We start from the raw sequence: 24,919 nt of genomic DNA on the forward strand, positions 1-24,919 counted from the left end.
GTGGCCGTACCTGATTCGCTGGCTGCATGGCGGGACTTCGTCAATCGTCGCAATGTCGAGCCCGAACACCTAACGATGGAGCAGCTCAGCGCCCTCTCCCCTGCCGAGAAAGAGGACTACGACCAGCAACGTTTCGCCTGGCTGGGCGCAGACGTCGTGCTGGAAACGCCCGATACCGAAGTCTTGACACACCAAACGCGTGTATTGATGGCCAGAAACTCCGCAAACTCAGCCACCGCGCGGCGTGGTCTGGCGATCTCCGGGTCCGCCGGACGCGGGAAGTCAACTGCCGCACTCCTAATCGGGCGTCGGCATGAACGAATGATGCGCACCAAGTTGAACCGCTACGACGACGGATTCGCGCCGGTGGTCTACACAGTCGTTCCGCCCGGTACCACCCCGAAGATGATGATGTTGGCATTCACCAATTTCCTCGGCCTGCTGGTCCCGAACAAGTCGACGGCGCAAGACTTGACCGAGCAGACCGTGGGGGTGATGCGGAGCCTATCGGTGTCGTTGGTCCTCGTCGACGAAGTACACAACCTCAAGACCAATCATCAGGCTGGCAGCGAGGCCGCGTCAGCGTTGAAGGTGTTCTCGGAGACACTCGACGCGACGTTCATCTACGCCGGCATCGACCTGCTTCAGGCCGATTTGTTCGCCGGGCACATCGGCCGCCAACTGAAAGGCCGGATGGCGGTCCACCAGATGCGGAAGTACGAGTTCGGCACTAAGGCACAGCGGGAAAAGTGGACCGAACTTGTCCTCGGTGTCGAGGCACTGTTACCGCTTGGACGGCATGCCGCCGGAACCCTCGAAACTGAGGCGACCTACCTTTATGACCGCACGGGAGGTTCCATCGGCTCACTTCGAGCCTTGCTGAACGACGCAGCAATCGCTGCGATTATCAGCGGCGACGAGTTGGTCAATAGGAAACTGCTTGATATTACGTCCACCGATTTCGCGGCCGACGAGGCTGCTGCACGGACTGTAGCCGAGGACAGGGCGGCGCCAATGCCATTGAAGATGGCCGAATGAGAATCACTCCCCTTCCAGTTCGCACGCGCTTATATCACGGCGAGACCCTGGACTCTTACATCCAGCGGCACGCCGCCCGGAACTTCTGCGTGCCTTCCGATGTCGACCGCGCATTGCGTGAGCGCGGCGTCGTCAAGTCCAAGAATCGGCGCGATCCCGCTCGCGTCCAGGCGTGGTTGGACCTTGCGGATGTGCCGGCCGAGCGCTTCACGGCACCTGACTATGTTCTCGATCAGGAGGTAACCGAGCGGGCACTGTGCCTCCGCTGCACCAGAGGCGATCCCGCCCGAGGGAAACAAACCCACATTGGCCTGGTGTGTGCACAGCACAGACGATGGCTCGGCTCTCCGCAGATCGACCTGCATGGCTACTTCCGCGCTATCGCCGCGGAACGCCACTTCCGGCGACACCTTGCCGCTCGCAATGTCCTTCACGATTCCCTGCCCATGCTGGTTGGCCGAGAATGCGCCAGTCCAGCGATCATCGGAGCAAACGAGATCGTCCGCCGCAGAGATGAATTCGGCATCGACGCTGTCGATGCACTGACGTATCCCGAGCAGGTTAAGGTCGCTCGGCTGCTGTGTTTACCCGGATTTCTCTGCGCAGCAACTGATCCGGGAACCGATTCAGCTCGACGCCGTTGGCTCGTCGCGAGAGAAGTCGAGATGATCATTCCCGCGCGCGACGATGCAGATCCGTGGCGAGCAACCAACCGGGTGTGGACGGCCATCACGTTTCTGACCGCCCGCCGGCGAGATGCCCGTATCCACGGAGTACCGATGCGCGACACGTACTACAACATCCTGCGGTTTATTCAGGAACCGCGGGACGATTCCGCAGCGGCGGGCTGGTCCCGTGAGGCACAGGGGCGAGGCGGATATGGAGCTTGAGCAGGCTACTCGACAGATGCGCATTGACCCCCGGCTTAAGGCCGCCGGTTGGGCGGTCACGCCGTTTGACCCCGCCATGCCGAAAGCGATTCCATCGCAAAAGGCTGTCGAAGAATGGCCGACAACAGCTGGCCCAGCGGACTACGCGCTGTGCGACGAGCATTCGGTAAGAGCCGTTGTAGAAGCCAAGAAGCAGTCCACCGGAGCTCAAGGAATCCTCCCCCAAGCTGAGCGGTACTCCCGTGCGATCAGAGTCGACATCGCCTGGCAGGGCGAATACGGTGTCCCGTTCTTATATGCCACAAATGGTGAAGAGACTTGGTTCCATGACGTTCGCCTCCCCCAGAACCGCTCACGCAAGGTTGCAACGTTCCACACCCCCAATGCGCTGCGGGAGTTACTCGAGCGTGACAGTGACGCAGAGTTCGCCAAACTACGCACAATTCCGCTAAACCCATACCTGCGGACGTATCAAGTGGAGGCAAACACAGCGATCGAGCAGACCGTTGCCGACGGCAAACGCAAGATGCTTGTGACAATGGCGACCGGCACCGGCAAAACGCTGATGACCGTCAACGAGATCTATCGGCTCATGAAGTCCGGCGTCGCTCGTCGCGTCCTGTTCCTCGTCGACCGCCGCGCACTGGCCGCGCAAACGGTGCGTGCCTTCGCCAGCTTCGAGGCCGAGCCAGGTCTCAAGTTCGACAAACTCTACCCGGTCTATTCGCAGCGTTTCCAGCAGTCCGATTTCGATAAGGAGGAGAAGTTTGACCCAAACGTGATGCCGAACTCGTTGCTGGCGAACCCAAAGTTGGGTGACGCGTTCGTCTACGTCAGCACCATACAGCGGATGAGTATCAACCTGTTTGGTCGTGACGCTGGGATTCGCTTCGGGGAGGGCGATGGCGGCGATATGGAGGCGAAGAAACTAGACATCCCGATCCACGCCTTCGACCTGATCGTGGCCGACGAATGCCACCGCGGCTACTCCGCCAAGGAGCTGTCGGTGTGGAGGGACACGCTCGATTGGTTTGACGCGATCAAAGTCGGGCTAACAGCAACACCAGCTGCCCACACAATGGCCTACTTTGAAAATCTTGTCTATCGCTACGATTATGAGCAAGCGGTACGCGAACGCCACCTCGTAGACTACGACGTTGTGCGGGTGCGCAGCGATGTTCGCATGAACGGCGTGTTCTTACACAAGGGTGAACAGGTCGATCAGGTGGATCCCGACTCCGGTGCCCGACAACTGGACCTGCTCGAAGACGAGCGCGCCTACGACGCCTCAAAGGTGGAGCGCGAGATTACCGCACCCGACAGCAATCGCAAGGTGCTCGCCGAGCTGAAGAAGTATGCTGACGCCCATGAGGCCGAAACCGGCCGCTTCCCCAAGACTCTCATCTTTGCCGCCAACGACCTCCCCCACGTATCGCACGCCGATCAATTGGTGGAGCTTGCAAAGGATGTATTTGGTCAGGGTGAGTCGTTCGCCGGCAAGATCACTGGCCGAGTAGATCGACCGCTGCAGAAGATCCGCGAGTTCCGCAACCGCCCCAACCCCAAAATCGTTGTTACCGTTGATCTTCTCACAACCGGTGTCGACATCCCAGACCTTGAGTTCCTGGTGTTCCTACGACCAGTCAAGTCCCGCATCCTGTTCGAGCAGATGCTCGGACGCGGCACCCGTCCCTCACCAGACTTGGTGCCGGCCAAGACACACTTCACAGTATTCGACTGCTTTGACGGCACGCTTCTGGAATACTTCCGCTCGACCACTGGCATGACCATCGAACCACCAGAGGGCGACAGCAAGACCATCGCGCAGATCGTCGAGGACATCTGGCAGAACCGCGACCGCGACTACAACACAAAACGACTCGTCAAGCGGCTTCAGCGCATCGACAAGAACATGAGCGGCGAGGCACGCGAGCTCTTCGCTCGCTTCATCGCCGATGGGGATATGGGGCACTTTGCCGAGGTTCTGCCCGCCAAGCTGCGCAGCGACTTTGTAGGCACTATGAAGATCCTCCGTGACCCTGACTTTCTCACTCTGTGTATCGAGTATCCGCGTGCGAGAACGCACTTCGTCGTTGCGTCGGACGTGATCGACACTGTCGAGTCCGAGATCTTGATCAAGGCCGGGATCGGCAAGGAATACAAACCCGAGGATTATCTACAGTTGTTCGTGCGCTTCGTCGAGGAGCATGAGCGCGAGATCGAGGCCCTACAGATTCTGCTTGGCCGACCAAATGACTGGAGCCCAGATGTGCTACGAGAGTTGCGAGATGTGTTGAGCCAGGCGCCGGAACGCTTTACCGACGACAACCTCCAGCGCGCATTCGAGGCAACCCATCACAAAGCGGTGGTCGACATCATCTCGATGGTCAAGCGTGCAGCCCTTGATGAGGCACCGCTGCTGACTGCTGAGGAGCGGGTCAACGCTGCAGTAGCCAAGGTCACCGCCGACCGTCAACTGACCGACGAGCAAGCCAAGTGGCTGGAGTACATCCGCCAGCACCTGGTACAGAATCTCAGCATCGAGCACGAGGACTTCGAGCTCATACCAATCCTGTCCGGCCGTGGTGGCTGGGGACGAGCTAACCGAGTGTTTGACGGGCGGCTCGATGAACTGATCAAAGAACTCAACAAGGAGCTCGTCGCCGCATGACAACAGGTGATGTTGTAAACAAACTCTGGGGCTTCTGCAATGTCCTCCGCCATGACGGCATCGACTATGGCGACTACATCGAGCAGTTGACGTATCTGTTGTTTCTGAAGATGGCCGACGAGCGCGGTGTCGCGGTTCCTGAGCACGGCGACTGGCCGTATCTCCGAAAGCAGTCCGGTAGCGACCTGCTCGACGCGTATGTCGAGGCGCTGCGCACGCTTGGCAAGGAGCGCGGGATCCTCGGGGACATTTACTCCGGCTCACAGAATCGGTTCACCAACCCGGTCAACCTACAGAAGCTCATCGGCCTTATCGACGAAACCGAGTGGACCGCCATCGACACCGACATCAAGGCCGCTGCATTCGAGGGATTGTTAGAAAAAGCGGCCAGCGAGGGTAAAAAGGGTGCCGGCCAGTATTTTACTCCTCGCATCCTCATCCAGTCGATGGTGCGCTGCGTCAAACCCGATCCCCGCGTGAGCAAGGGCTTCACCATCTGCGATCCGGCGGTCGGTACTGGCGGATTCCTCATCGCGGCCTATGAGTGGCTGAAGGCTGAGACCAAAGGCGGTGCGCTCGACCGTGAAACGGCCAAGCGCATCCGTGCCCACACCTACTACGGCAACGAACTTGTGCAGCGCCCGCGCCGGTTAGCGTTGATGAATCTCTACCTGCATCAGGTCGAGCCACACATCACGCTTGGCGATTCGATCTATGAGACGCCCGGCAGCCAGCGTTATGACGTGGTACTGATGAACCCGCCATTCGGCACCAAGGGTGCCGCGCAAGCACCCGACCGCGAGGACTTCACTGTCCAGACCAGCAACAAGCAGTTGAACTTCCTACAGCACATCTTGACCACGCTCAAGATCGGCGGCCGTGCGGCGGTGGTTGTTCCCGACAATGTGCTCTTCGCCAATCAAGCGGGAGAGGTGTTCGAGGTCCTCATGGAAGACTGTGACGTACACACCGTGTTGCGTTGCCCGCGTGGCACATTCAGCCCCTATACGGAAGGCACTAAGACCAACGTCCTCTTCTTTACCAAAGGCCGGACGACCGAACGTACCTGGATCTACGACGCCCGCTCTAACGTGCCCAAGATTACTAAGAAGAGCCGGCCACTCAGCCCGAAGCATTTCGCCGAGTTCGAGGAGTGCTACGGCGATGACCCGAATGGGTTGAGCAAGCGATCTGAGAAGCAATCCACGGATGGGCGGTGGCGTTGCTTCACTATCGACGAAGTAAAGGAACGCCACTACAAACTTGATGCGTTCAAGTGGATCCGCGATGAAGAACTCGACGACCCTGACGAGCTCTCAGACCCGGAGGAACTCATCACCACTGCGATGGAGGAACTCCAGCTCGCGCTAGACGACCTTGCCGACATCCAGAAGCTGCTGGAAGGTAACGTCAACGGCGGTGAGTCATGAGTGACCGTCCCGGATGGCACACCTCTCGACTTGACGAGCTGTGCGACATCAATCCCCCCAAGCCCAAGCTTCACAACGTCGATGACTCGACCGAAGTTCTGTTCGTGCCCATGGCAGCTGTAAACGAGGTCTCGGGCACAGTTGCGACCCCGCAGAAGTCCACCGTCGGGATCGTCGGCCGCAAGTCTTACCGGAGCTTTACGTCTGGCGATGTGTTGTTCGCCAAGATCACGCCCTGTATGCAGAATGGAAAGGCCGCAGTTGTGCCGACGATCCCAACCGGATTGGGGTTCGGTTCAACTGAGTTTCACGTCATACGTCCAAAGCAAGGCACCGATCCACGCCTGATATGGCACTTCGTCCGCCAGCAATCGTTTCGCGACGAAGCGGCCAACCACTTCACCGGCACGGTTGGCCAGCTCCGCGTGCCCGCAGATTTCCTCAAGTCATTCGAAGTGATGATTCCATCCGACAAGAAGTACCAGTCGCAGCTCGCTGCGCTTCTCGATGCGGCCACGGGTCACAGCGCGAGCGCGTCATCTCATTTAGCCACTGCTCGACGCGCGGTTGAGCGGTTCCGTCAATCCGTCCTCGCCGCCGCTTGCTCTGGCCGCCTCACCGCAGATTGGCGCGAGGAACACCCAGAGGCCGAATCGACTGCGCCAGAGAAGACGTCGGGCAAGAAGCGTCGGACTCGCGAAATGACACCGCTCGACCTTGAGCTCCCGGAAATGCCAGACACCTACATCGTCAGCACCGTCGGCGCAGCGTCGACGCTGATCGAGTATGGCACGTCGAAGAAGGCCGACAACGATGCCCTCGGAGTGCCTGTCCTGCGCATGGGCAACATCCAGCGCGGCCGGCTTGAGTTCGATGACCTCAAGTACTGCCCCAGTGACCGTGAGATCGAACGTCTTGTCCTCCGGGACGGCGACCTGTTGTTCAACCGCACCAACAGCCCCGAGCTCGTCGGTAAGGCGGCGGTGTTCCACGAGCCGGTCGCGATGACCTTTGCTTCCTACCTCATCCGAGTACGCTTCGCCGACGACGTGGCTGACCCAGACTTCGTAAACTACTGGCTCAATTCGGCTTGGGGCCGTATGTGGGCCCGCTACGTCAAGACCGACGGCGTGAGCCAGTCGAACATCAACGGCACCAAGCTTGGATGTATGCCGCTGCCACTGCCGCCGATTGAGGAACAACGGGAGATCGTTCGACGAGCGTCACACATGCTGGCGATGGCAGACGCGCTGCTGGCACGAATAGACGAAACTTCTCGCAGCGTCGACCGCAGCTCGCAAGCTCTGCTCGCGAAAACCTTCCGCGGCGAGCTAGTTGGATCTGGAGATAATTCGTGAGCTGTGTTGTCCCTGTCCGTCTCTGGTCTCACGCGGGCGCTTGGGGTTGTCGGCAGCAAGAATCCGAAGCAGGAGGGGGAAGTTTGTAGCCATGCCTAATGAATCCACTAGAGCCATCGAGTTAGCCGACAACGGGGGCCATTTTTATCGCGCAGATTTCCAGGTCCATACCCCGCGTGACACGCAATGGGACGGACCTCGCCCTGTCGATAGAGACTCATGGGCAGACAGCTTTGTGGCCGCAGCCCGGGAAAAGGGGCTCCACGCGGTCGCAATCTCCGACCACCACGACTTCGCCTACTTTCCATATATCCAGAGAGCGGCCGCTCGAGAGCAGTTCGCCGACGGTAAGGCCGTGCAGGAGGCCGAGCGGTTAGTCGTATTTCCGGCGCTTGAATTATCATTGAATGTGCCGTGCCAAGCCATTTTGATCCTCGACGCGGATTTCCCGCCCGATCGACTTGGCGACGTTCTGAAGGCTCTGCACTTTGATCCCATCGACCCTGATCTGGACTCGCTGCCACAGACTGAGAACCTCGATGACTCAGACGACCTGAACCAGCTGCACGCGAAGCTCGACAAGAACGCATGGCTGAAGGGCCGGTACATAATTCTGCCGAACGTAACTCCTGGTGGATACCGAACGCTAATGCGACAACAGTTCCAGGGAAAGTATAAGGAGATGATCCCTGTCGGCGGATACCTTGACGGGCCGATTTCCTTGCTCGATCGAGACCTCGGAACAAAGAAGATCCTTGACGGAGAAGTCAGCGCATGGGGCAACAAGCGTGTGGCGCTGTTTCAGACCTCGGATTCCCGTAGGGCCGACTTCTCGACGCTTGGTGTACACACGACGTGGGTGAAGTGGGCCACGCCCACTGCCGAAGCGATTCGCCAAGCGTGTCTGGCTCAAGAATCGCGGGTTTCTCACGCACAACCGGCAATGCCGAACGTATGGGTAGCGCGTGTCGTCGTGTCCAACAGCAAGTTCATGGGTCGAGTGGACGTAGCACTCAACCCCCAGTACACCGCCCTGATCGGCGGACGTGGGACGGGCAAATCGACTGTGCTCGATTATCTCCGCTGGGCATTGTGCGACCAACCTGCCCGGGCAACTGAGGATGACGAGGTTGCAGATCCGCGCGTGCGTCAGCGCAAGCTCGTGGAGGCAACTCTCAAGCCTTACGACGCCCACGTCGAGGTGCACTGCGTGATCAATGGGATCACACATGTCGTTCGTCGACACGCGAGTGATGGGACGATCCAGCTCAAGGTTGGAAAAGCCCAGTTCGAAATGGCCACAGAGGCGGCTATTCAGAGTCTTCTGCCGATTCAGGCGTACAGCCAGAAGCAGTTGAGCAGCGTCTCGATTCGCGTCGATGAACTTCTCAGATTCGTCACGTCGCCTATCCAACGCGAGCTCGACGAGATCGGTCGCAAGCGACAGGAGGTGGTTGGCCGACTCCGAGAAAACTACGGCACCCTCCAGCGCTTTCGAGATCTGTCTGCCGAGATCGAACGTGGCGACCTGCGTGTCCGGTCGCTGGCTGAACAGGCGCAGTCGCTCCGCGATGGCCTCGCAGGCATATCTGAAGTGGATCGCCAAATCCTTGACGCGAAAGCCGGACACGACGATCTCCGGTCAGCTCAAACCGCCTGGCTTCAACATGTCGAGGCCACCCAGGAACATCTCACCGGTCTCCTTACTTCGCTGGACTCGTCGCTCGATGACGTTGCGTTACCGGCATCAGCACCTGCAAACCTGTCTGTCGAAGCGAACGCACTCCTTACCGCTACGCGCGATGCCCTGACTCAGTTGCGGTCCACAATTAGTCGACTGGAGACCGACTTCAATGCACTGTCGGTGGAGGGCGGTGCGCTCGCAGTGCCCTCTGACGCGCTGACCGCAAAGCTGACCGAGTATGACGAGGCTTATCGGGCAGTAAAGGAAAGGTCGTCCGCACACGAGGCCAAGTTGGCAGAACTGGCCAACCTAGAGGAGCAACAGCGCACGTCTCGCGAGCTTGTCCAGCGCCAGCGCACCGATCGGGACTCGCTCGGCAAACCGGGCGAGAAGCATAACGAGTTACGTGCTGAACTGGCCGTCGCGAGGAATGAACGGACGAGCGCCCTGAAAGCGGAGTGTGACGCGCTCGCAACGTCTTCGGATGGTTTGATCCGTGCAACCTTATCTGCGAACCGCGGGTTTGATGCGGTACAGACCAAGTTCAAGGCGCTGATCGCGGGCTCGAACGTGCGTGCCAACAAGATCGACAACTTCTTCGAGGAGCTCGCGAACGAGTCAGACCCCGCGGTGACGTGGGAGACTATCCTCGAGGAACTTGAATCACTGACCTTGCTCGAACCTGATGCTGAGATCAGCTCGGAACAGACGCCCACGCTGAGCAGGCTTGGCTTCACGGTCGCCGACCAGAAACGGTTCATTCCGAAGCTCACTCCTGACGGCTGGCTCGATCTCTCGCTGGCTGAATTGGCTGATTTTCCAGACTTCGAATACCGCGCAAAGGAAGGCGAATACATACCGTTCGACTCCGCGTCGGCTGGCCAGCAGGCCTCGGCTCTACTGGGGACTCTGCTCTCGCAAAGCGGCACGCCGCTGATCATTGACCAACCCGAGGACGACCTCGACAGCGACACCGTGCAGCAGATTGTGTCCAAGATCTGGCTGTCCAAGAATCGGCGTCAGCTGGTTTTCTCCAGTCACAACGCGAACTTGGTTGTCAATGGCGATGCCGATTTGGTTCTGGTCTGCGCCTATCTGACCGCGGGTGATCAGTCGGCGGGTCATATCAAGGAACAGGGCGCCATCGACGTGGCTGCCGTGCGGGATGAAATAACGTCGGTCATGGAAGGCGGTGAGCGGGCCTTCCGCCTTCGCAAGGAGAAGTACGGCTTCTAACTCGTGATTTAGCCGAAACTTCCATGCCGGTCGTTGCATGGAGTCAAAACCGCCAACAAAATCGAGGGATTCTTTCGCCAGAATGCCTCATTTTAATTGGCGGTTGGCAGATAACTACCGCCAACAAAATTGAGACCGGACATTGCAGGCCACCACTCCTCCCGTCTTTTCGGCTGCGTTGCAACACTTTCCGCCCACCGTCCCTTCTCTGCGGACGAGCGCCGCCGACTCACACCCGCCTGTTGCAGGGTAGGGAGGCGAGACCAGACTGCGCGGTGATTCGTGATTTCAACAACTGCTGGCTGATGCCGCCAGCAAATCGGTGGGCGGCCACAGACGGATACGACTAGGGCCGCGCGAACCCACGAATGCCGAGCCAGTTGCGAGGGCCCGTTGGCCGGATGGCCGAGTACGTCGCTGCAGGCACAGGCCGACAACGCGACGAGGTCGAATACGGCGGGTTACCCGTAAACTACTGCATATTGCATCAGAGGAATCACGGCTGGCCGCTTGCCGGCCACCCCCCGGTCATTTCGGCAGCGTTCCGATACTTTCCGCCCACCGTCGCCGCGGGACCATCCCCTCAAAAATCCGGAGATTCAATGATCGGAGCGGCATCAACGGTGCCCGCCGGCAACAGCCCATGAGTCTCGTGCAGACGAGCCGTCGGTATATCCATCGGAAAGTCGTCGATCAATACTGCTGGCTTGCTTAAGTACGCTCCCACGTTCTCGACGGTCTGCCCCGTCATCCAGTTCATGTCGGCGTCCTCGAGCATGAAAAACTCACGCTTTCCGACGCCCTTGGCGTACACGTCCGACTGCATATGCCCAGCTTGCACGATTGGTCCGTCCGGATCGGACAAAGCGTACCGCCCGCGAATCGTCCGCCCAGCCTTTGTCGACAGACTCCCTTTCTTCCAGTCGCCGCTCTTGTCGAGCAAGTAATCAAGAAGAGACTTCTTACCTGCTGCGCGGCGGGCCAGCAACTGCCGCCGCATCGCGTCCATAAATGATCTCCTTGAAGCGTACTGCGGCAGCACAGAGGGGCTGAGCGAAGGCGGTCTATTCTTCGCTACCGACGCCGTTCCCGTTGCCTGCTTCGGTTCGCCCTCTGCGATGGCCGTGAGGTCCTTCTGCCCCGTACCTGAAAACACGTGCGGATCATCAACTGCGGCGGCACTCAATGATCGTTTTGCTTCCGGATTCTGCGCCCAGTACTCGCGCCACGCTGGGTCGTAAGGATCTTTGGGCCGCGCTACCCTTCTGGTCGAGCGCGATGCACCGGCACCGATCGGATCGGATCCTGGGGCGACCGGTCTTCGTGCCACGGTTGTATTGCGATCGGTCGTCTCAAACTCGACTGCCGGACTGACTATTTTCGGAACTGGACCGCTCGGCTCCCGCACCGCCAGGCAGCTTTCCGCCACCATCGGCGCGACAGCAGTTACGCCAAACTCCGCAGCGTTGAGCGTCGTCTGCATGGCGTCGTAGTTTTCTTTCCTCAGATACTCGCGCAGGTTCGTTGGACGCTGTTCAGGTTCTGGTGCGCGCAATGACGCGAGCGCTCTCTGAGCAGGGGTATCGCGGAGCGTCGCCCTAGCCTTCTCTATCGCGTCGGCAGTCTCAGAGCGAGAGCCGTAGACGAAGCGAAGAGTGGAACTCGCGATTCCAAGACCCATGTCTACGGCCGTGCCGGCGACAACAGCACCACCAACGCCGGCGAGCCCGAACCTACGCCCGAACTCAACCCCGAACTCGGCGCCGACGAGCGGGGACTCTGCCTTGCTCAGCAACCAGTTTCGTGCGCCATCTTTCGCATACTGCCACTGTTCCTCTTTGGTTACGATCGGAGGCGTAGTCGCAGAAGCGGTCTGCGACTCCCGGCGTCCGTTCTTCCGCGAGAGGTTCGGTACCTCTTGTTTGGCTTTGACCGACTCATAAACGTCTTGAGTTGTAACCGCTACTCTCGAATCTCTGCCTACACCAGGCGCCTTGAGTGCGCCCACGTGGAGCCAGTAAATGAGATCCCTATCGTTCAACGTTGTTATGAAGAACTCCAGATCGGCTTCGCTCAATCCGTTTACTATTCGAGCCGCGTCTTCCCAGCGCGTGAGAGCTGCTGCATCAAAGGCATCGAAGACGGCATCGCTGTGTGAGCTAAACCCAGACCTGGCCGACTCTTTCGAGGGCGGTGCCCGATGCATTATCGTCCGCAGACCAAGACTGGAGTGTTGCTTGATGTGAGTCAACTCGTGCGCGAGCAACCATGTGCCGCGAGACGTATTCGGCGCGTATTCATTGTGCGCAAAAACGATGTGGTTTGCGACAGAGAACGCTGCAGCGTTCGCCCTCGCCGCTGCAGCGTTTGCTGCAGCATCGTGGTGGACGCGCACCGCAGTGAGGTCAGTGCTCAGCTCATTCTCGAAACGTGAGAGTGCGGATTGTTCCAGCTGCCGTCCTGGTCCGAGTCTGTCTAGGCTCGCCACTGACGGCGGCTGGCTCTCGGCGATCGACGGCCATAGGTAACCCGCAATCCGATTTGCCATGCGATCGGCTTCCTGCTCCAACGGGTCGTCGCGCGATGCAATCGAGACGGTAGGCGGCACTTCCCCACGAACTGTGGACTCGTGATTCCGGCCGTATCCGAACGCGCTGGCCCCGGGGCGATTTACCGGCGCTAGCAGACCCTCCGTTGATTGATCTCGAATCGATCGGGACAGTATGTGCGTCTCATCAGTAGTCTGGCCAACCCGACCGTGCGGAATCCTGTAGAGGCCAGATGTACCCAAATACGACGTACGCTCCCGGTCGACTATGTTGCGGCTCGTCTGCGTCTGTCGCCGTGCTTCCGACACGGAGTCCGGCTTTCTTTGTTTTGCATAATGCCCAGGGCTAGTCATGCTTGCTGTGCCTCTGTTTCGAACCAGCCTGGCCAAACCGCGAAGAGGCCGGCGCTTCCGGCCTGCGCGTCAGCGAATGAAAGACAGCGCAGCAGGCGGTATAGGCCTCGTCCCCCGTCAAGGCAACCGCTCCAAACGCTCGAATGCCCGCGCCACGGCAGCACAGACCTGCTCGACCGACGTCGCATACTCATCTCGCCCGGAGTCGAGCCCATCTCCGTCGATGTGGTCGCTGCCAACGATGATGCGCGCCCGCAACGCCTCTCTCTCGTACCAAGCGTGGATCACTACGACGATGGTTTCCGGCGTCGAACTCTTGCTGGGCACGGATCCAGGATGAGCTTGCGATGTCAATCAATTGTCACTCGCGAGTCAGTAAACCGTATCCGCGAACGTTGGCACGGTAATCGCCATTGACGTTAAATTGACGGACGAGGTCCCACACTGAGAATTAAATACCACACGGGGGCGCTCGAGGGGGGGCGATGGTGGTGACGCAATCGACACAAACGGCAGTCGCGTCTGACCGTGGAATGCATATCAGCGTTCTCGGGGGTTTTGAGGTCCGACGCGAGCGCGAATTGGTCGCGCTCCCATTGAACGCGCAGCGTTTAGTCGGCTTCCTCGTCGTACGCGAACGACCACAATTGCGGCTGACGGTCGCCGCCTCGCTTTGGCAGGACACGACCCAGGCACGCGCGGCGGCCAACCTGCGCACCGCGCTGTGGAAGATACGGCAGGAGTGCGGGAACCTGGTCCGCGCCGACCGCAACTACCTCTCGTTAGACGAAACGACAACGGTCGACCTGGCACAACTCCTGGCACAAGCCCGCCGTCTGATCGATCCCGATGAAGTGCTCGCACCTGCTGATATCAGCACCCGCGGACTGATCGGCGATCTACTCCCCGATTTCGACGAGGAGTGGATCCGGTTCGAGCAGGAACGTCTGCGACAGTTGCGTATTCACGCACTTGAGTCACTGTGCCGGCGCCTCTCCGCGTGGGGGCGGCATGCCGAAGCCATCGACGCGGGACAGGCTGCCGTCGCGGCCGAGCCGCTTCGTGAGAGCGCCCAGCACGCCCTGATCGCCGCCCATCTCGCCGAGGGCAACGTCTGTGAAGCCAAGCGCCAGTTCGGTTTGTACCGCGATCTGCTGTGGGAGAGCCTTCGCCTCATCCCCACGGTCGCCCTCGAAGAACTCATTGCACGAGCACGTGACGCGCAAAACAACGATGCGTTGACGCACCGCTGACTGCTGGTCGGCAAGATTCCCGACAGGCACTTCTCCACCCCGGCTAGATCGCGGGCGTGGGAGGTGTTGTGTCGGTCTCGTTGCGGCACTCCGTCTCTCCCGAGGAGGGCATATGCCCATAGCTCCTACCTACCCCGGTGTCTACGTCCAGGAACTGCCGAGCCAGTTCCGCGCGATCACCGGCGTCGCCACCTCGGTCGCGGCGTTCGTCGACTGGTTTTCCAGAGGTCCGCTCAACCAGGCGATACAGGTCAACTCCTGGGCGGACTTCGAGCGGACGTTCGGAGGCCTGCACACTCGCAGCGAGGCGAGCTACGCGCTCGACCAGTTCTTCGCCAACGGTGGTTCGACCGCGTGGGTGGTGCGAGTCGGTAATTCCGCCACGCCCGCGGATTCCACGACTGCCGCCGATGTTGGCATACGCAAACTGAATACGGGAAACGCGGCCGCACTGCTTACTCTCACGGCACGAGAACCAGGCGCATGGGGCAACTCGATACGGGCGATCATCGAGCCGGGCTCAACCCCGAGCACCTTCAATCTTATAGTGCGTGAAGTGAACATTGCCGAAGGGCGCCAGACCGTATTGCGCGAGGAGCGTTACAACGATCTCGACACGACCCCGGCCGACGCAGCGAAAACTGCGCTTGACGAGAAGGGCGCGATCGTCACCGCATCGCCCTTAGGCACCGCAGGCAATCTCCCGTCTCCTTCTGGGACCATGACCGCGGTGCTGACTCCTGCCGCGATTGCCGGCCTGCCGAGCGCGCCGCCGGCCTCGAACCACATCATGAAAGTCGATCTCACGGTGCCCGGTGTTCCTGTAGACACCCGGGACGTTGACCTAGGCGTCGCGGAATTCGCCAGCATCGACGATCTCGCGGCGCGCCTGCAGGGTGCGCTGCGCGGCGCGGTCCCGTTGGCGGCGGGTGCCGATCCCGCTCGAGTCGAATACACCCGGGCAACCGTGCAGATCACCGCGTCGGGCGACCGCCTGCAGGTGCTCGCCGGTACCGGAGCCACCCACAACGTGCGTCTGTCATTCAAACCGAGTGCCCTCGCGACTGCGCTCGGCCTTGACGACGGAACTGCAAACAACGCCAACGAGAACATCGCCGCATATCAACTCGGCCAAGGCGGCCCCTTCCGCGCCCAGGCCGACGGCGACGCAGGTGAAGACGGAACGCTCCCCCGCGTCCAGGATCTGGTAGGTCAAGAGGCCGCCAACCCAGCCACTGGGATTTACGCGCTCAATCTGGCCGACACGATCAACCTCCTGTGCGTGCCGCGCATCTCACGGTTTGACCTACCGACCGCGTCGGAGAATTTCAATGACGTCACGTTCGGCGCGGCCGTCGCGGCGTTCACGCTGTACTGCCAGCGGCGCCGCGCAATGCTGCTTCTCGACGCACCCGATAACGCGCGCAGCCCGACCGCCATCAAGTCCTTCATGACGATGCACGCCGGTGTCCGGGACCCGAATGTCGCGCTCTTCTATCCTCGCCTGACCATCGGCGACCCGCTGCGCGACTATCTTGACCGCAGCATCGGCGCATCCGGCGCGATCGCCGGGATCTGCGCACGCACCGACGCCAACCGCGGCGTGTGGAAGGCCCCAGCCGGCACCGACGCGCTGGTGCGTGGCATCACCCGGCTGGAGACCAAGCTCACCGACGCCGAGAACGGGATCCTCAACCCCGTCGGCATCAACTGCCTGCGCACCTTCGACCTCTACGGTCACGTCAACTGGGGCGGGCGCACCCTGGTGGGCGTCGATGCGGCGCCCAACCAGTGGAAGTACATCCCCGTGCGGCGGCTCGCGCTCTTCCTCGAAGAGACGTTGTACCGATCGACGCTGTGGGTGATTCACGAGCCGAACGACGAGCCGCTGTGGGCCCAGATCCGGCTCTCGGTCGGCGCTTTCATGAACGACCTGTTCCAAAAGGGGGCGTTTCAAGGGCGCACGAAGCAGGAGGCCTACTTCGTGCACTGCGACAGCACCACCACGACGCCGCTCGACCAGGAACGCGGCATCGTCAACCTCACCGTCGGCTTCGCACCACTGAAGCCCGCCGAGTTCCTCATCATCTCGATCCAGCAGATCCCGCCGCAAGTGGAGGTGTGAGCCGTGGCCCAGTTCACCGTCAACCCGACCCGCTTCGACCCGTACAAGAACTTCAAGTTCAAGGTGAAGTGGGACGGCAAGTACGTCGCCGGCATCAGCAAGGTGACCGCCCTACGGCGAACGAGCGAACTCGTCGAACACCGCGAGGGCGGACAGCCGTCGACAAGCCGGAAATCACCCGGCCGCACCAAGTATGAGGCCATCACCCTCGAACGCGGCGTCACCCACGACCCCGAGTTCGAGGCATGGGCCAACCGGGTCTGGAACCTGAGCGGCGGCCTCGGCGCGGAAGTGTCGCTGAAGAACTTCCGCAAGGACCTGCGCATCGAGCTCTTCAACGAGGCCGGCCAGGTGGTGATCGCGTATAACGTGCGCCGCGCCTGGGTCAGCGAATACCAGTCGATGCCCGACCTAGACGCGAACGCGAACGCCGTGGCGCTCGAGCATCTCAAGCTCGAGCACGAAGGTTGGGAGCGCGATCTGGATGTGCCCGAGCCCGCCGAGTTCGGAACCTGAGTTGAACGACGTCAGTCTGTCCGGTCGAAGCCACATCGGGGGTAAGCCCGTCCGCGGCGCGGAGTTTCGCGATCCCGCCGGCAATGACGAGCTCGCGTCGTGTGACAACGCGGACCGCCTCACCGTCGACTTCGCGACGCGTCTGCTCGCCGAATGCATCCAGACGCTGCGCACCGACGGCGGCGACTTGCAGGCCGGCAGAGATCACGTACGCGCGCTTACGGCGGGCGACCGCGAGACGCTCCTGCTCGCGCTGCGCCGGGCCGCCTACGGCGATCGCCTCGACCTGCTCGTCACCTGTCCCGACGTGACGTGCGGCGCGATCATGGATGCCGCGCTGACCGTCTCGGATCTATTGCACGGCACAGTCATGTCCCCGGCCGATCGAGATATCGACCTCACTGGTGTCCGCCCGGTGACGGGTGATGACCTGCACGCGGTCGCCGCACTCGCGCTGGACGACCCGGAGGCGGCCGTGCGCAGACTCGCCGCACGGTGCTCGGGACGCGATGACGACGGTACGACCCTCACAACCGACGAACTCGCGGCGATCGAGAACACACTCGAAGCCCTCGACCCGCACGCCGAGCACGAACTTGTGCTGAGGTGCCCCGAGTGCGATCTCGCGTTTACGTCGGCGATCGACGCCGGTGAGTTGCTTCGTCAGGAGATGACCGCCTCGATCGCCGAACTGGACCTGAGCGTGCACCTGATGGCCTCCACCTATCACTGGCGTGAACGCGACATCATGGCGCTGCCCATCGTCCGCCGCCGGCGGTACCTGCGGGTGCTCAGCGACGCGCTCGCGACGCCGGTCGGGCACTGACATGGGCAGCATGCTTGCATCTTTGGCGCGGCGGGCGTCGGCCTCCCCTGCCGTCGGCGGTCCGGCCCGAATCGGTCGCGCGCGCACACCCGACAACCTGCCGTTCACCCCGCCGGCGCGCGCAGTCGACGTCCAGGTTCCGACGGGCGACGTCGGCGCCGACCCGTCGCTCGCACCAACCGCGCTCACGTCGAGCCCGGACCCCCTGACGCCGACCCCTCACACCTCCCCCGGACCGTCGTCACAACCGACCGCTACACCCGCACTACGTAACTGGGCGCCGGACACCGTTACCGGTGCGCCCCGACAGGTCGCCTCGCCGGAGCGGGTGCGCGGTCGAGCACCGTCACCGACAATCGCCCCCGAGGTCGCGGTCGCCGGTGATGACAGCCTCCCGACTGCCACGCCGGCCGCGGCCGCAGCGCCACTGGTGCTTTCTCCCCCGGCATCTCAGGCTGACCCAACCGCGGACCGTATGTCTGAGAACCGGGCCGAGGCCGCCGCGACGACCACGACCACACGGTCGGCCGCTGCCATCCCGCACCCGAAGTCTCAACCCCCACCGCCACTCACCGTCGTCTCCTCCCCGCGGCTGGCAGTTCTGCCATCGCCGCCGGCTGCGGCCCCGTCCACCCCACGGACCATCGACGTCCGGATCGGCCGCGTCGAGATCACATCCGAGCGCGCGGCGCCGAATCCGATTCCGCGCGCACCTCTTCGGAACTCCGAGACCGGGCGCGACCCGTTCCTGCGTGACGGTGCGGCCCGGTCCTGGAGCGACCGCTCGGGAAGCTGGGGATGAGCAACGCGCTCGCCATCGCCTCCGTGACCGCAATGCTGCGGCACCGGCTCGAGAGCGCGTTCACCGAGGCGGCGCTGGCCTTCCCGACGGGTGTCCAAGGCGCGAACGCGTTCGTGCAACGACCCGGCGGCGCGCACGCGGCGGCGACCGCCGGAGCCGACATCACGTTGTACCGGATCTCTCCGCATCCGCAGTGGCGCAACTGTGACGTGCCCACCCGCGCCGGCACCGGAATACCCACGGAGAAGCCTCTCCTCGGGCTCATGCTGCGGTACATCGTGACGACCTTCGGGGCCACACAGGAACTCGAAGCCGAGCAGCTACTCGGTATCGTCGTCACCCACCTGCACACGAATGCAACGCTCACGCGCGCCGAGATCCTGGCCGTCAAGGCCGCACTCCCCCAGGCTTTCCTCGCCGACACCGACCTCGACACTCAGCCCGAACTCGTCAAGTTCACCGTCCTGGCCATGGAAGACGAGGACATGAGCCGGGTGTGGTCGATGATGCCGGACGGAACCTTCGCGCCGGCCGTTCTGGTCGAGGCGTCAGTGGTGTTCGTCCAACCCGAGATTCGCGTCTCGGCTCCGCTTCCGGTCCTCGAACGCGGGCTCACCGTCGTACCGTCACGACAGCCGCTGATCGTGCGCATCGAAGCCGAGTCCGGCGGACCCGCCGCGCCGATCCTCGCCGGGCAGCCGGTCATCGTCCGCGGGCTTCGCCTCGACGCACCATCACTGCGGGTGGAGATCGACGGCGTCGACGTGCCGCCCGCGTCGGTCACCGGGTTGGACGACGAACGGATTCGCTTCGTCGTACCCACCACCACTCTCGCAGGTGCACGTGGCGTGCGGGTCCTCCATGACCTGCCGGGTACGCCTCCCGTTCTCGGCGCCGTGTCCGGCGTCGTTCCGATGATTGTGCGTCCGCTGGTCACGGCCACCGCGAAGGTCGCCGGGAGGATCAGGGTGAACGTCACGCCGACGATCGGCATCCACCAGGCCTTCGAGGTGCTGCTCTCCAACGCGGCGACAACAATCGCCTTGCCCGGCGTGCGGGCGACCCCGAACCGGGTCGATGCGCCGCTGGCCGGCGTAGCGGCGGGCACCTACGTGGTGCGCGTCCGCATCGACGGCGTCGAATCCGTCCCGACGGCATCCGTTCCCGGCGGTCTGATCGACACCCCGAGTCAGGTGGTGTGATGAACGCCGACAGTGTGTACGTCCGGGACCGGGTGGGCGAACTCGTCTCCCGGCTCCTCGGGCGGGAACCGGCCCCGGTGCCCGCCATGCCCGAGTCCGCCCTCGATCGGCTGACCAACACGTGCGCGCTCTCCGCGGCGGACTGCGACCTACTTCTGTTGCTGGCCGGGCTGGCCATCGATCCATCGATCGCGCCGGACCTCAGTCTCGACGGCTGCCGCCACGGTGCGGCGACACTCGCCCAACTCGCGGACCGGATACCCGACGCGCAGTGGAGTGCGCTGGCACCGACCGCGCCGCTGCGCCGGTGGCACCTCGTCGAGCTGACCTCCGAACGCATTCTGGACGGATGGGCCCGCATTGACGAGCGAACGCTGCTCGGCATCCTCGGCGTGTACACGCTCGATCCTCTGCTCGACGCGCTCGCTGACCCCGTGAACCTGGTCGACGCCACGGCGGAGTCACCGCGTCGGCTGGCCGCCGTCGAACGGGTGCTCGACGTGTGGCGCGGGTGGGACGGCGAGGGCTCGGTGCCCGTGGTGATGATCAGCGGTCCCGACGCCCCGACGATCGCGGTGGGGGCGGCGCGGCAGGCGGGATTTCAGGTGCTGGCGTTCCGGGCGGCGAACCTGCCGACCGGGCCTCGCGAGCAGGCCGAGGTTGCTGCGCTCCTCGAACGCGAGGCCGCGCTCGGCCCGATCGCGGCGATCCTGACGATGACCGATGGCGCAGCCGAACCCGCGGCCTGGAACATCGGGCGACGCTGTCAGGTGCCCTTGCTCGTCGCCGCACACAGTCTCCCTGCGTTCGTCGACCTGCCAGGCCGGGCGATCGCGCATGTCGAACTCCCCACCGAGACCGTCGCCGAGCGCATCGATGTGTGGCGGCGCGAACTCGGCACCTCGCTCGCCGGGCAGTGCAACGGGGCCACCGAGGTGGTCGCTCACCGATTCATCCTCGGCGAGGCGCAGATTCAAAACGCGGCCGCCGAGGTTCGCAGTACCTTGAAGGACAACGGCGCCGAGCCGACCCGGATCCTGTGGCGTGCGGCCCGTCGCCAGGCACGGCCCGATCTCGACGAGCTCGCGACCCGCGTCTCGACCACGGCCGAGTGGGACGGTCTCATCCTGCCCAAGGGGCAGAAGGTGATGCTGCGCGAGCTCATCGCGCACGTGCGTCACGCCCATGTCGTGCAGGACCAGTGGGGATTCGGGCGCAAAGGGACCAGTGGACCCGGGGTCACCGCGATGTTCCATGGTCCCAGCGGAGTCGGCAAGACACTGGCCGCGCGGGTCGTCGCAGGAGAACTCGACCTCGACCTGTATCGCGTCGACCTCGCTCAGACGGTGTCGAAGTACATCGGCGAGACCGAGAAGAATCTCGCCCGAATCTTCGATGCCGCGGATGCGGGCGCAGCGATTCTTGTCTTCGACGAGGCCGATGCCATCTTCGGGAAGCGCTCAGAGGTGAAGAACGCCAACGACCGGTTCGCCAACATCGAGGTCGCATATCTGCTGCAACGCCTGGAGAGTTACCGCGGCCTGGCCATCCTGACGACCAATCTGCCCGACAACCTCGATCCCGCATTCACGCGGCGGCTCCGCATGTCGATCGCCTTCCCGTTCCCGGACGTCGCTGCCCGGGAACAGATGTGGTCCCACGCGTTCCCCGCCACGGCGCCGACGGCCGACCTCGACATCGACGCACTCGCACGACTGTCGGTGAGCGGTGCCAGCATCGCCAACATCGCACTTGGTGCCGCGGTGTTGGCCGCCGACGCAGGTACACCGATCACGATGGACAACCTCCTCGCCGCGGCGCAGTCGGAGTACGCCAAGCTGCATCGCACCTTCGGCGCCGCCGAGCTGAATAGTTGGGTCGCACAACCGGTCTCGAATACCGAACCCCGGAGGGCAGGATGAACGCGCCGCACGATGTCCGTGTCGTCATCGACAATCTGAGGCTGCCGGATCACGAGGACGGCGACGCATTCGCGTCCGCGGTGGTGGCCGAACTCACGCGGCTGCTCTCCACCTTCGAGGGGAACCCTCAGCTCGAATCGAGTCGTGACACGCACCGCGTGCACGTCGATTCGGCCGGTGTCTCGCCGGAGGACATCGCCGCCGTCCTGGCGGGCATCGTGCTGGGGGTCGAGTCGTGACGCTAATGAAGGGCGCGTTCGTCGTCTTCCAGACTCGAATCCCGGTACCGACGGACATCATCGTGTTCCAGTTCAACACCGAGTCGCTGCAACGAAGGTTCGTGCCTCCCAGGGATAACCAGACCGCAGGTGAGAAGGGCGGCGGACGGCAGACCGCCCAGAGCGGGCCGCCGACCGAGAGTCTGACGGTTTCGATCGACCTCGATGCGGCCGACCTCCTGGAGAAGGCGGATGCGGTCACCACCGCGGTTGGCCTGCACCCGGCGATCGCGAAGCTGGAGTTGCTGATGTATCCGGCGTCGTCGGTACTTCTGCTCAACAAGGGTCTCGCGATGGCCGGCATCGCAATGCAGGTTTCCGTCATCACCCCGACCGTGTTGTTCGTTTGGGGAACCACTCGGCTGCTGCCTGTCCGGGTGACCTCGGTGACGGTGACCGAGCAGCAGTTCGACCATCGACTGAACCCGATCAACGCGAAGGTCGAGGTCGGGCTGACGGTCCTCAAGTCCGAGGAAATGGACGAACCTTTCGCCACCCTGGCCACCGTCACTCAGGTTGCCAAGGAAGGGTTTTCCCGCATCGGGACGGTGCAGAGCGCCGCCGACATCACCGCACTGTTGCCGTTCTGAGCGGCCCGACGACCCGATAAGGAGACGATCGCATGTTCGACCCGACATCGCGGTACGCCGGTCTGGCTGTTGCCGTCTTCGTCGACAGCCAGGGCCGGGAGCGCGCGTATGTGTCGGCGCGCGAGGTGCCACCGGCGGTGACGCCGCGCGCCGAGGACGTGGTGCACGTCGTCGGCGGCGACGAACGCCAGGACCGCATCACCTGGCAGTACCTCGGCGATCCGACCCTGTACTGGCAGCTCGCCGACGCCAATGGCGCCCTGCATCCCGACGAGCTCACCGCGACGGTGGGACGGCAGCTGCTCATCCCCGTCGACGGCAGGCAGGGGCGACGATGACCAGCGGCGTCTCGACGATGCTCTCCCTGGGTAAGGTGCCCGCTCCCGGGGTGATGATCGATGCGCTGCAGGAGGTCGTGGTCGAAACGGCGCTCGACGTCGCAGGAGCGTTCTCGTTGACGTTCGGGCTGGCGCCCACCGAGGGCGGCGACTGGAGCACGTTACTGATCGACCCGTTCAAGCCGATGATGCCGATCGGAATCCGCATCGGCACTGGGGGCATGCCACTTCCTTTGGCGGTGCTCAACGGCTTCGCCACCGCGCAGCGGGCACGATTCGCGGAGGGCGGAAAGAGCGTGCTGGAGATTCGCGGTATCGACATCACCGCCGTGATGAACCTCGAGGAGAAGGCGAAGGCGTGGACCGGGCTGCCTGACGGAGCGATCGCAGCGGCCTTGTTCGGCCAGTACGCGGTCGTGCCGAAGGTGACGATGACAGCACCGCGCATCGTGGAGCCAATGGGATCGACCGTGCAGCGGGGCAGCGACATTCGCTTCCTGCGTCGTCTGGCCCGGCGCAACGGCTTCGACTGCTATGTGCAACCCGAACCGATAACCGGCCTGGACACCGGCTACTTCGGTCCGCCGACGACCACCGGTGTCGCCTCGGCGGTGATCAACGTGAACATGGGATCACTGACCAACGTGCGCGATCTTGAGGTCCGCTACGACATGGCCCGGCCCACGCTGGCGATGGCACTCGGTCTGGACACCGCGACCAAGGCTCCGGGTGTCGGTGTCGCGCCGGTGTCGAAGCTCGTGCCGATGGGCATCGAACCCGCGACGCTGCGGGCCGTGGCGGGTGCAGGTGTGGCCGGAGCCATGCCCATGGTTCGCCTCGCCGACACCGGCGGCGCCACCGTCGCGGAGTTGCAGCCGTCGGCACAGGCAACCGTCGACCGCGCCGGTTTCGCGCTCACCGTGGAGGGCACCACCGACGAGTCGGTCGGTGTCCTGCGGCCCGGTGCGTTGATCGCGGTGCGCGGCGTCGGCCGCCTGTTCAACGGGCTCTACCAGACGACCAGATGCCGAATCTCATTGGTAGACGGTCGCTTCGAACAACGCTTCGCTGCCCGCCGAAACGCGGTGACCATGACCGGAACCGAGTTTGTCGCGGTGTAGTCGCGACATCGACCAGACGAGGAGCGTGATGACCGACCAACAAGTGCAACAACTGCTCGACCGCCAACTCGACAAGTTCTACGGCAAGTACCGCGGTCTGGTCACCGACAACCAGGACCCGACCAAGCGAGGACGGGTCCAGGCTGTGGTTCCGGAGGTGCTGGGCACCGAACACACCACATGGGCCGAGCCGTGCACACCGTACGGCGGTACCACCTCTGGCTTCTACGCGATCCCGCCGATGGGCGCCGGGGTGTGGATCGAGTTCGAAGCGGGTGACGTCTCGCGTCCGGTGTGGGTGGGCTGCTGGTGGGCGACCGGCGAGACGCCACCGGGACCCGGTGCCGCATTACCGGATCCGTTCACCAAGGTGCTGCGCACCGAAACCGGTCTGCACGCCGCACTCGACGACACCGGGCAGTCGATCGTGCTCTCCGACATCTCGGGCGTGAACATCATGTCGATCAAGGTGCTGGAGGGCACGATCGAGATCAAGGCGCTCGCCCAGGTTGTCCTGGACGCACCCCTGATCAAGCACGGCGGCGGCGCCACCCACCCCGCCGTGTTCGGCGACCAACTGCTCGCCTACTTGACGCAGCTGGTCACCATTTTCAACTCCCATGTGCATCCAGGAGAGTTGGCGGCCGGCGTGCTGCCGGTGACACCCGCATTGCCGGTACCACCTGCGGCACCGCCCACGCCGGCCCTGATCTCGATACAGAACCTGGTGCAGTGAA

The 24,919-nt window shown here is 62.8% G+C and carries 20 protein-coding genes; 18 read left to right on the forward strand and 2 right to left on the reverse strand.

Features of this window, described 5'->3' with window-relative positions; genetic code table 11:
- From BST17_RS01855 to BST17_RS01885, 6 genes are all read left to right on the forward strand, one after another.
- On the forward strand, positions 1 to 1,038 hold the full coding sequence (locus tag BST17_RS01855) for an ATP-binding protein (RefSeq protein WP_083054981.1): 1,038 nt from the start codon (positions 1 to 3) through the stop codon (positions 1,036 to 1,038).
- A complete protein-coding gene (locus tag BST17_RS29465) occupies positions 1,035 to 1,928 on the forward strand; it encodes a hypothetical protein (protein WP_207573547.1) in 894 nt (297 codons plus the stop codon). Before BST17_RS01855 ends, BST17_RS29465 begins: the two co-directional genes overlap by 4 nt.
- Positions 1,929 to 2,004: 76 nt before the next feature.
- On the forward strand, positions 2,005 to 4,599 hold the full coding sequence (locus tag BST17_RS01870; RefSeq protein ID WP_083055302.1) for a type I restriction endonuclease subunit R: 2,595 nt from the start codon (positions 2,005 to 2,007) through the stop codon (positions 4,597 to 4,599).
- Complete coding sequence (locus tag BST17_RS01875) at positions 4,596 to 6,029, forward strand: class I SAM-dependent DNA methyltransferase (RefSeq protein WP_083054987.1); 1,434 nt, start codon at positions 4,596 to 4,598, stop codon at positions 6,027 to 6,029. Before BST17_RS01870 ends, BST17_RS01875 begins: the two co-directional genes overlap by 4 nt.
- Positions 6,026 to 7,387 carry a restriction endonuclease subunit S gene (locus tag BST17_RS01880; protein WP_083054989.1) on the forward strand — a complete coding sequence of 454 codons (1,362 nt, stop codon included), beginning with the start codon at positions 6,026 to 6,028 and terminating at the stop codon, positions 7,385 to 7,387. The genes BST17_RS01875 and BST17_RS01880 overlap by 4 nt, the downstream gene beginning before the upstream one ends.
- A 91-nt stretch (positions 7,388 to 7,478) precedes the next feature.
- Positions 7,479 to 10,307 carry a TrlF family AAA-like ATPase gene (locus BST17_RS01885; RefSeq protein ID WP_407937717.1) on the forward strand — a complete coding sequence of 943 codons (2,829 nt, stop codon included), beginning with the start codon at positions 7,479 to 7,481 and terminating at the stop codon, positions 10,305 to 10,307.
- A gap of 583 nt (positions 10,308 to 10,890) precedes the next feature.
- On the opposite strand, the gene BST17_RS01890 is transcribed toward BST17_RS01885, so the two are convergent.
- Complete coding sequence (locus BST17_RS01890) at positions 10,891 to 12,915, reverse strand: polymorphic toxin type 5 domain-containing protein (RefSeq protein WP_165762186.1); 2,025 nt, start codon at positions 12,913 to 12,915, stop codon at positions 10,891 to 10,893.
- A 411-nt stretch (positions 12,916 to 13,326) separates the two neighbouring features.
- Positions 13,327 to 13,536, reverse strand: coding sequence for a hypothetical protein (locus BST17_RS01895; protein ID WP_083054995.1), 210 nt, complete (start codon positions 13,534 to 13,536; stop codon positions 13,327 to 13,329).
- A gap of 158 nt (positions 13,537 to 13,694) precedes the next feature.
- Here BST17_RS01895 and BST17_RS01900 point away from each other — a divergent pair, with 158 nt between their 5' ends.
- The 12 genes from BST17_RS01900 to BST17_RS01950 all read left to right on the forward strand — a co-directional run bounded on the left by BST17_RS01900 (position 13,695) and on the right by BST17_RS01950 (position 24,918).
- On the forward strand, positions 13,695 to 14,462 hold the full coding sequence (locus tag BST17_RS01900; protein WP_083054997.1) for an AfsR/SARP family transcriptional regulator: 768 nt from the start codon (positions 13,695 to 13,697) through the stop codon (positions 14,460 to 14,462).
- Positions 14,463 to 14,574: 112 nt separating this feature from the next.
- Positions 14,575 to 16,587, forward strand: a complete 2,013-nt coding sequence (locus BST17_RS01905; RefSeq protein WP_083055000.1) for a phage tail sheath C-terminal domain-containing protein — start codon at positions 14,575 to 14,577, stop codon at positions 16,585 to 16,587.
- A gap of 3 nt (positions 16,588 to 16,590) precedes the next feature.
- The gene (locus BST17_RS01910) at positions 16,591 to 17,103 is read left to right on the forward strand and encodes a phage tail protein (RefSeq protein ID WP_083055002.1); all 513 of its coding nucleotides are present in this window, start codon (positions 16,591 to 16,593) and stop codon (positions 17,101 to 17,103) included.
- Between the two features lies 1 nt (position 17,104).
- The gene (locus BST17_RS01915) at positions 17,105 to 17,929 is read left to right on the forward strand and encodes a hypothetical protein (RefSeq protein ID WP_083055005.1); all 825 of its coding nucleotides are present in this window, start codon (positions 17,105 to 17,107) and stop codon (positions 17,927 to 17,929) included.
- Between the two features lie 475 nt (positions 17,930 to 18,404).
- A complete protein-coding gene (locus BST17_RS28970; RefSeq protein WP_133053494.1) occupies positions 18,405 to 18,731 on the forward strand; it encodes a hypothetical protein in 327 nt (108 codons plus the stop codon).
- Positions 18,728 to 19,933: a Pvc16 family protein gene (locus BST17_RS01920; protein ID WP_083055008.1), complete on the forward strand. Its 1,206-nt coding sequence runs from the start codon at positions 18,728 to 18,730 to the stop codon at positions 19,931 to 19,933. Before BST17_RS28970 ends, BST17_RS01920 begins: the two co-directional genes overlap by 4 nt.
- Positions 19,933 to 21,855: an ATP-binding protein gene (locus BST17_RS01925; RefSeq protein WP_083055011.1), complete on the forward strand. Its 1,923-nt coding sequence runs from the start codon at positions 19,933 to 19,935 to the stop codon at positions 21,853 to 21,855. The genes BST17_RS01920 and BST17_RS01925 overlap by 1 nt, the downstream gene beginning before the upstream one ends.
- Positions 21,852 to 22,094: a hypothetical protein gene (locus BST17_RS01930; RefSeq protein WP_083055013.1), complete on the forward strand. Its 243-nt coding sequence runs from the start codon at positions 21,852 to 21,854 to the stop codon at positions 22,092 to 22,094. Before BST17_RS01925 ends, BST17_RS01930 begins: the two co-directional genes overlap by 4 nt.
- Positions 22,095 to 22,099: 5 nt before the next feature.
- A complete protein-coding gene (locus tag BST17_RS01935; RefSeq protein ID WP_083055016.1) occupies positions 22,100 to 22,723 on the forward strand; it encodes a hypothetical protein in 624 nt (207 codons plus the stop codon).
- Between the two features lie 32 nt (positions 22,724 to 22,755).
- Positions 22,756 to 23,061, forward strand: coding sequence for a hypothetical protein (locus tag BST17_RS01940; RefSeq protein WP_083055018.1), 306 nt, complete (start codon positions 22,756 to 22,758; stop codon positions 23,059 to 23,061).
- Entirely contained in the window at positions 23,058 to 24,182 is a 1,125-nt protein-coding gene (locus tag BST17_RS01945; protein ID WP_083055021.1) for a phage late control D family protein, read from the forward strand. Before BST17_RS01940 ends, BST17_RS01945 begins: the two co-directional genes overlap by 4 nt.
- Before the next feature lie 28 nt (positions 24,183 to 24,210).
- On the forward strand, positions 24,211 to 24,918 hold the full coding sequence (locus BST17_RS01950; protein ID WP_083055023.1) for a phage baseplate assembly protein V: 708 nt from the start codon (positions 24,211 to 24,213) through the stop codon (positions 24,916 to 24,918).
- The last annotated feature ends 1 nt before the right edge of the window (position 24,919 follow it).

Source organism: Mycolicibacterium bacteremicum (genome assembly GCF_002086115.1).
In the GTDB taxonomy this organism is placed as follows: Bacteria; Actinomycetota; Actinomycetes; order Mycobacteriales; family Mycobacteriaceae; genus Mycobacterium; species Mycobacterium bacteremicum.

Coding starts and splice junctions, on each gene's coding strand:
- BST17_RS29465 (WP_207573547.1), top strand. CDS start 1,035: ATGAGAATCACTCCCCTTCCAGTTCGCACGCGCTTATATCACGGCGAG.
- BST17_RS01870 (WP_083055302.1), top strand. CDS start 2,005: ATGCCGAAAGCGATTCCATCGCAAAAGGCTGTCGAAGAATGGCCGACA.
- BST17_RS01875 (WP_083054987.1), top strand. CDS start 4,596: ATGACAACAGGTGATGTTGTAAACAAACTCTGGGGCTTCTGCAATGTC.
- BST17_RS01880 (WP_083054989.1), top strand. CDS start 6,026: ATGAGTGACCGTCCCGGATGGCACACCTCTCGACTTGACGAGCTGTGC.
- BST17_RS01885 (WP_407937717.1), top strand. CDS start 7,479: ATGCCTAATGAATCCACTAGAGCCATCGAGTTAGCCGACAACGGGGGC.
- BST17_RS01900 (WP_083054997.1), top strand. CDS start 13,695: ATGGTGGTGACGCAATCGACACAAACGGCAGTCGCGTCTGACCGTGGA.
- BST17_RS01905 (WP_083055000.1), top strand. CDS start 14,575: ATGCCCATAGCTCCTACCTACCCCGGTGTCTACGTCCAGGAACTGCCG.
- BST17_RS28970 (WP_133053494.1), top strand. CDS start 18,405: ATGTCTGAGAACCGGGCCGAGGCCGCCGCGACGACCACGACCACACGG.
- BST17_RS01920 (WP_083055008.1), top strand. CDS start 18,728: ATGAGCAACGCGCTCGCCATCGCCTCCGTGACCGCAATGCTGCGGCAC.
- BST17_RS01925 (WP_083055011.1), top strand. CDS start 19,933: ATGAACGCCGACAGTGTGTACGTCCGGGACCGGGTGGGCGAACTCGTC.
- BST17_RS01930 (WP_083055013.1), top strand. CDS start 21,852: ATGAACGCGCCGCACGATGTCCGTGTCGTCATCGACAATCTGAGGCTG.
- BST17_RS01935 (WP_083055016.1), top strand. CDS start 22,100: ATGAAGGGCGCGTTCGTCGTCTTCCAGACTCGAATCCCGGTACCGACG.
- BST17_RS01940 (WP_083055018.1), top strand. CDS start 22,756: ATGTTCGACCCGACATCGCGGTACGCCGGTCTGGCTGTTGCCGTCTTC.
- BST17_RS01945 (WP_083055021.1), top strand. CDS start 23,058: ATGACCAGCGGCGTCTCGACGATGCTCTCCCTGGGTAAGGTGCCCGCT.
- BST17_RS01950 (WP_083055023.1), top strand. CDS start 24,211: ATGACCGACCAACAAGTGCAACAACTGCTCGACCGCCAACTCGACAAG.